Origin of the sequence: Anaeromassilibacillus sp. An172 (genome assembly GCF_002160515.1) — a bacterium.
Taxonomy (GTDB): domain Bacteria; phylum Bacillota; class Clostridia; order Oscillospirales; family Acutalibacteraceae; genus Limousia; species Limousia pullorum.
Window position 1 is genome coordinate 25,357 of record NZ_NFKS01000033.1, and the last position, 7,429, is coordinate 32,785.

Genomic DNA, 7,429 nt, shown 5'->3' on the forward strand with positions numbered 1-7,429 from the left:
TAAATCGTTAAAGTGAAATTATAAGCGTTTGTTACAAGGTTTCGACCCGCATCGCTTTAATTTAATTATATAATTAAAGGGGTCCTGAAAATGGAAAAGTATAATATTGTACTGCTGAAAGGCGACGGCATCGGTCCGGAAATCGTAAACGAGGCAGTTAAGGTATTGGACAAGACAGCTGAAAAGTTCGGCTTTGAGGTAAACTATGATGAGGCGCTTTTGGGCGGCTGTGCTATCGACGCTACAGGCGTTCCGCTTCCTCAGGAAACTATAGATAAGTGTAAGGCTGCCGACAGCGTTCTTTTGGGCGCAGTAGGCGGTTCTAAGTGGGACACACTTCCGGGAAATCTCAGACCGGAAGCAGGTCTTTTGGGCATCAGAGGCGCTCTTGGTCTTTTTGCAAACCTTCGCCCTGCTGTTATTTTTGAGCCTTTGAAGGACGCTTCTCCTTTGAAGGATGAGATTATCGGCAACGCCCTTGACATTATGGTTGTAAGAGAGCTTACAGGCGGTATTTACTTCGGAGAGAGAGGCAGAAAAGAAGTAAACGGCAATCCTGCGGCTTACGACACAGAGATGTACACAGTTCCTGAAATCGAGAGAATTGCAAGAGTTGCTTTTGATCTTGCTATGAAGAGAAACAAGAAGCTCACAAGCGTTGACAAGGCAAATGTTCTTGAGTCTTCAAGACTTTGGAGAGAAACTGTTATAAAGGTAAGCGCAGAGTATCCGGAGGTTGAGCTTAACCACATGTATGTTGACAACTGCGCAATGCAGCTTGTTAGAAATCCGGGACAGTTTGATGTTCTTGTTACATCAAATATTTTCGGCGATATTCTTTCCGACGAAGCTTCAATGATAAGCGGTTCTATCGGTATGCTGGCTTCTGCAAGCCTTAACGGAAATCAGAGCGGCCTTTACGAGCCTATCCACGGCAGTGCTCCTGATATTGCAGGCTTGGGCATTGCAAACCCGATTGCTACTATTCTTTCCGTTGCTATGATGCTGAGATTTTCTCTTAATCAGCCTGAGGCTGCAAATGCTATTGAAGCTGCGGTAAATAAAATTTTGCTTACTCACAGAACTCCTGATATCTACACAGAGGGAACAACTAAGGTTTCATGCAGTGAGATGGGAGATTTAATCAGCAATCTTATCTGATAAATACAGTCTTACAAAAGGAGAGGTTTAAATGAAACACTGCGATTTGCACACACATATTTTGCCCTCAATAGATGACGGCTCTAAAAGTGTGGAGGAAAGTGTAAAACTTCTCCGAGGACTTAAAGAGCAGGGTGTGGAATGTGTGTGCTTTACGCCTCATTATTATTCACACATGGTTCCGGCAAAGGAGTTTTTGAGAAAGAGAAAAGCAGCTTTTGAAAGCCTTAAAGACAGTATTCCTCAGGGGATTGAGGTAAGGCTTGGGGCGGAGGTTTTTGTAACCGATTATCTTTTCTCCCAGGAAAATGTTCTCAATAAGCTTTGTTACGGAAAATCCAATTACATGCTTACGGAATTTGCTTATTCTTCTGATTTTGAGGATGGAAGTTATACCAATCTTTTGAAGTTAAAGCAAAAGGGAATTACTCCGGTTTTTGCCCATATTGAGAGATATCCAAAGCTTATGAAAAACCACGATAAGATAGTTGATATGGTTAATATGGGAATACTGTTTCAGACAAATGCTGTTTCCTACTGTGAAATAGGTACGAGAAAGAAGCTTTTAAGGCTGGTGGATGAGGGTCTTGTGCATATTGTTGCCACTGACGTACATTCCGAAAAGAGAAATTCCTATAAGTACTATGGTGCGGCTGTAAAATATATTGAAAAAAAGCTGGGAAGAGCAGCTGTGGAAAGGCTTTGCCAAAACAGCGTGGAGATTTTCAGCAAAACCTGATTTAAAAATCCATCGCTTAGGCGGTGGGTTTTTTATATCTGAAAAAGGAGGTTAAAATGAACAGAATACTTTTGGTTGAGGATGACAAGAGCATTATTGAAAATCTAAGCGCATTTCTAAAGGATGAGGGCTTTATGGTTGAAAGCACTTCAACACAGAACGAAGCTTTAGAGATGGTGGAAAACAGTGATTTTGACTTGGTTTTACTGGATATTTCTTTGGCTCAGGGCAACGGCTTTGCGGTTTGCTCGGGAATAAAATCATCAAAGGATATACCGGTTATATTTCTTACCGCTTCCGGTGATGAGTATTCCGTGGTTGCCGGCCTTGATATGGGTGCAGACGACTATATAAACAAGCCCTTTCGACCCAGAGAGCTTATTTCAAGAATTAAAAGTGTTTTGAGAAGATACGGAAAAACTCCTTCTTCTATGGAGGAAGGCGGGATAAGGCTTGACCCTGTAAAGGGAACTGTTCAGAAAAACGGAAAGGAAATCTTTCTTTCCGCCCTTGAATACAAGCTGCTTTTGGTTTTCTTTAACAACCGTGGAAAGGTTCTGACACGAAATGCTCTCCTTGATGAGATTTGGGACGTTTCAGGGGATTTTGTCAATGACAATACTCTGACGGTTTATATAAAAAGACTTAGAGAAAAAATTGAGGATGACCCTCAGAAACCTGCGGTTATAAAAACTGTCAGGGGTCTTGGTTACAAGCTGGGAAGGTAGAAATATGATTTTCAGAAATAAAGGTTCAAAATATTTACTTTGTTTTGCACTGGTGATTATTGCGGTGACCTGCGGTTTACAGTATGTTTTTTTTAATGAAAGGGCTGTTATAATAACCGCCGTGGGGGAGATACTCATAACAATTTGTTATGTTGCCGCCACATGTTTCAGATACAGAAAAATATCAAACATTACCTATGAAATAGATAAAATCCTGGACGGAAGCAGCAAAATAAATTTTAAAAGCTTTAAAGAGGGGGAGCTTGCCATTTTAAGCGACAGGGTGGAAAAGCTTGTGGCTATTTTAAATCAGCAAAAGGAAACACTTAAAAAGGACAAGATTTATTTAAGCGATTCCATTGCGGATATTTCTCATCAGCTCAAAACTCCTCTCACCGCCATAAATCTTATTCTTATAAGAATGAGAAAAAGTGATTTGAGCCGTGAGGAGCGTATGTCTCTTATCAGAGAGCTTACAAGGCTTACTGAACGCACACAGTGGCTTATTTCAGTGCTTTTGAAAATTTCTAAAATAGATACGGGAACTCTTGTTATGACAAAGGAGAAAATTTCTGTTTCGGACCTTGTTAAAAAGGCTTACGAGCCTGTGGCGGTGGCTATGGATTTAAAAAATCAGAGCTTTATATGTGAGTGCGGTGAATGTTCTGTAAATGCTGATTTTCAGTGGACATGTGAGGCGGTTGCAAACATTATTAAAAACTGTATGGAGCATACGCCGGAGGGCGGAACAGTGAAGGTTTCAGCTTCTGAAACAAATATTTACACTGAAATTGTCATTGAAGACAACGGAAAAGGCATTGACCCAGAGGATTTGCCACATATTTTTGAGAGGTTCTACAGAGGAAAAGATTCTGACCCCAACAGCGTGGGGATAGGGCTTGCCCTTGCCCGAATGATAATAACCGGACAGGAGGGCATAATAAAAGCCCAAAACAAAAGAGACGGCGGGGCAAGGTTTATCATTAGGTTTTATAAAATGGTGGTTTAATAAAATAATCTTCAAAGTGACGTTTTTGTAATATTAGAGTCACCGCCATGTCATCTTGAGTCTGTATAATTACAGCATAAACTAAACGGAGGGACAATATATGGAAATACTGAGAGTTGAGAATTTATGCAAAGTATACGGACAGGGAGAAAACACGGTTAGAGCTCTTGACGGGGTTTCATTCTCCGTTGAAAAGGGTGAGTTTTTGGCGATTATCGGCCCCAGTGGTTCAGGTAAATCCACACTTCTCCATATTTTAGGAGGCGTTGACACACCTACTTCCGGAAAGGTTATGATGAACGGTCAGGATGTTTACAGACAGAGCGACAATAACCTGGCGATTTTCAGACGACGCCATGTGGGACTTATCTATCAGTTTTATAACCTTATCCCGGTGCTTAATGTTAGGGAAAACATCACTCTTCCTCTGCTTATGGACGGAAGAAAGGTCAATGAAAACAAGCTTGATGAAATGCTTAAAGTTCTTAAATTAAAGGGCAGGGAAAAGCATCTTCCTAACCAGCTTTCAGGAGGTCAGCAGCAGAGAGTATCTATCGGCAGAGCCTTGATAAATGAACCGTCTGTTATACTTGCCGACGAGCCGACAGGAAACCTTGACTCAAAAAACAGCAGGGAGATTGTTGAGCTTTTGAAGTATTACAACCGTGAGTACAACCAGACACTGATTGTAATAACCCATGACGAGGATATAGCCTTGCAGGCAGATAGAATTATTTCCATCGAGGACGGAAAAATCACCCGAGATGAGGTGATCCGCAGATGAACATAATGAATAAAGTGACGTTACAGTCCATGAAGAAAAACAAAACCAGAACTATTGTCACAATTGTGGGAATTATTCTTTCGGTTTCTATGGTGACTGCTGTTACAACCATCGTTACAAGCCTGCAGAATTATCTGTATGAATCGGCTGTTTATGAAAACGGCAGCTGGCATGGTATGTTTCAAAATATTTCCTATGAAAAGGGAGAGGAAATAGCTCATGATGAAAGTGTTGCAGATACAGTATATACCCAGTATATAGGCTATGCGAAAATGGAGGCTTCTCAAAATGATTTTAAGCCTTATCTTTATGTGATTGGCGGAAATGATGAAACCTTTGGTACTTTGCCTATACATTTGACAGAGGGCAGACTTCCGCAAAATGATGCGGAAATAATTCTTCCCAATCATTTGGAAAGCAACGGCGGCGTAAGGTATGATATAAACGATGTTTTGGTGCTTCCCCTTGGTGACAGAATAAGCGGGGGATATAAGCTGTTTCAAAATAATCCTATAACCGGGGAATACGACGATAAGGGAAATATAATAATTTCTGACGAGGAAACATTGGAAACCAATACTCTGAAACAGTATACCATTGTAGGATTTTATGAAAGACCTTCCTTTGAAAATTATACCGCTCCGGGATATACGGCTATCACTTTTTCCGATTTAAGTGACCAGTCGGCTGTTTATGACGTCTACTACACAATGAAAAATCCTCAGGATGTAATTGATTTCAGCAATTATTATTTTTTTGAAGAGGGATTAGGCGGTTCTACAAACAACGAAGTTTTGATGTATCAGGGTGTTTCTCAGTACGAAACCTACACAAGCTCACTTAACGGAATGATAATAATTCTTATATTAATTATAATGACAGGTTCAATCGCTTTGATTTACAATGCTTTTTCAATTTCCGTAAGCGAGAGAACAGTGCAGTTCGGTTTGCTCTCATCTATAGGAGCTACAAAAAAGCAGATAAGAAAAAGCGTAAGGTTTGAAGCCTTGGTTTTGGGACTTATAGGAATACCTTTAGGTATTCTTGCGGGAATCGGTGGAATAGGTGTTACCTTTTTCCTTTTAGGCGATAAGCTCAAAACCTTTACCACAAGCATTGTGGGCGGTAACAGCGTTCAGTTCCATATGTTGGTTTCCTGGGTTGGAATTGCTGCGGCTGTTGTAATAGCCTGCATAACATTGGCTGTATCTGTAATAAAACCGGCTTTCAGGGCTTCAAGAATTACAGCTATTGAGGCAATAAGGTCTTCAAAAGATATAAGCGACAGAAAAGCCGACAGGAAAAATCACAAGACAAGCAAATTAACCTATAAAATTTTCGGTCTTCCGGGAGTTCTTGCAAAGAAATACTACACAAGAAGCGCTAAAAAGTACAGGGCTACTATTATTTCTCTCTTTATGAGCATAGTTCTTTTTGTCAGCGCAAGTTCTTTTATACTGTATCTTACAAGCAGTGTAAACAATGTTTACTACAGAGCGGATTATGATATTACAGCGACCATAAGCTCTGATTATGCTGACTCAAAGGAGGAAGTTCTTCAGGAAGTCAGAAATCTTGGTTCTGTTGACAAAGCAAGTTCATCTGTAATGAGTAATTTCTTAGTTGAAAACGGAGAGGAGCTTTTGACCGATGAGGGAAAAGCGGCGCTTATGGACAAATACGGCTTTGACAGATTTGAAGATTTAAGCGTTGATATGTTCCTTGTGGGATTTGACGATGAAACATATGAAAATTATGTGACTTCTCTGGGACTTAATCCAGAGACTTTGGGAGAAAATGACATTATCATTTATGGACTTGGTCAGACAATAGATTATAAAAACGGAACTGTTAAAAGCTATGATTTTTTGAAAGATACAGCGAAAACAGTTAAATTCTCTGAGAAAACCTATAACAATGAAACTGAAACCTATGAAAAGGGTGAGGAATACAGCTTTAATGTGGTTACAACAGCCGAAAGTATGCCTTTTGGATATAACGGCAGAGACAGTGTTTCTTCAAATGTTGTTTATGGTGTTGTGAGAGACAGCTCATATGTTTTTGAAGGCGTAATGGGAGCCGCTTTATATATAGACAGCAACGACTATGCAAAGACTGAAAAGGAACTGGGAGAAATAAACGGAGTATCGTCTGTTTACAACATTGCCGCAGAAATTGAAAATTCCAGAACACTTATGATGGTTATAAATGTGTTCGCTTATGGATTTATAGTTTTGATTTCTCTTATTTCTGTGACAAATGTATTTAACACCATTGTTACTAACTTAAAGCTTCGACAGAGAGATTTTGCAATGCTTCGCTCTGTGGGAATGACCAAGGGCGGCTTTAGAAGAATGATGATTTTTGAGTGCCTTATTTACGGTACAAAGGCACTGCTGTTTGGTATTCCGGTTTCATTTTTGATAACTATTTGGATTTACAGCAGTGTCAATGTCACCTGGGACGGAGGATTTTTAATTCCTTGGTCCGCTTACGGAATCGTTATTGTAAGCGTGTTTATTGTTGTTCTGATTTCTATGGTTTACGCTATGTCAAAGATAAACAGAAACAATCTTGTGGAAACTCTGAGAAAAGACAGTATCTGATTTTAAGTTTTTATATTTAATCCTCTTTAACAACTTTATCATTCACAGCGAAAAAAGCACAGACTTCGGTTTGTGCTTTTTTCTTGTTCTTAAATGAAAATAAGAAACCTAAATAAATCAGTTTTTTATATAATGAAATATAACTAAAAAGCAGATTGTTTATTAAATATTTTTTTCAAGAGCTTCACTTTATATAAAAAACTGTTAATCGAATTTTTGTTATTTGTATTTATTTGTTAAAATGATATAATTACAATGTATAGTGATAATAAATTTATCACAAGATTATCAGGAAAGACCAACTATAAAAAGTCAATAGGAAAAATAAAAAAATAACGAATAAGGGATGAAAAAATATGCAAGACAAAAAGACCAGAACAAAAAGTCCAAGTCGATGGATAA

The 7,429-nt window shown here is 39.1% G+C and carries 6 protein-coding genes; all 6 read left to right on the forward strand.

What is annotated here, in order from left to right; genetic code table 11:
• Window positions 1–90: 90 nt before the first annotated feature.
• The 6 genes from leuB (at window position 91) to B5F08_RS12270 (ending at window position 7,027) form a co-directional block, all read left to right on the forward strand.
• A complete protein-coding gene (leuB, locus tag B5F08_RS12245; RefSeq protein WP_087379964.1) occupies window positions 91–1,161 on the forward strand; it encodes a 3-isopropylmalate dehydrogenase in 1,071 nt (356 codons plus the stop codon).
• A 31-nt stretch (window positions 1,162–1,192) separates the two neighbouring features.
• A complete protein-coding gene (locus tag B5F08_RS12250) occupies window positions 1,193–1,900 on the forward strand; it encodes a tyrosine-protein phosphatase (protein WP_087379967.1) in 708 nt (235 codons plus the stop codon).
• 56 nt (window positions 1,901–1,956) lie between these two features.
• Window positions 1,957–2,628 (forward strand): response regulator transcription factor, encoded by a 672-nt coding sequence (locus tag B5F08_RS12255; protein WP_087379970.1) that lies wholly within the window; start codon window positions 1,957–1,959, stop codon window positions 2,626–2,628.
• Window positions 2,629–2,632: 4 nt separating this feature from the next.
• Window positions 2,633–3,637 carry a sensor histidine kinase gene (locus B5F08_RS12260; protein ID WP_087379973.1) on the forward strand — a complete coding sequence of 335 codons (1,005 nt, stop codon included), beginning with the start codon at window positions 2,633–2,635 and terminating at the stop codon, window positions 3,635–3,637.
• Window positions 3,638–3,737: 100 nt separating this feature from the next.
• On the forward strand, window positions 3,738–4,421 hold the full coding sequence (locus tag B5F08_RS12265; RefSeq protein ID WP_087379976.1) for an ABC transporter ATP-binding protein: 684 nt from the start codon (window positions 3,738–3,740) through the stop codon (window positions 4,419–4,421).
• Entirely contained in the window at window positions 4,418–7,027 is a 2,610-nt protein-coding gene (locus tag B5F08_RS12270) for an ABC transporter permease (protein ID WP_087379979.1), read from the forward strand. Before B5F08_RS12265 ends, B5F08_RS12270 begins: the two co-directional genes overlap by 4 nt.
• Window positions 7,028–7,429 lie beyond the last annotated feature (402 nt).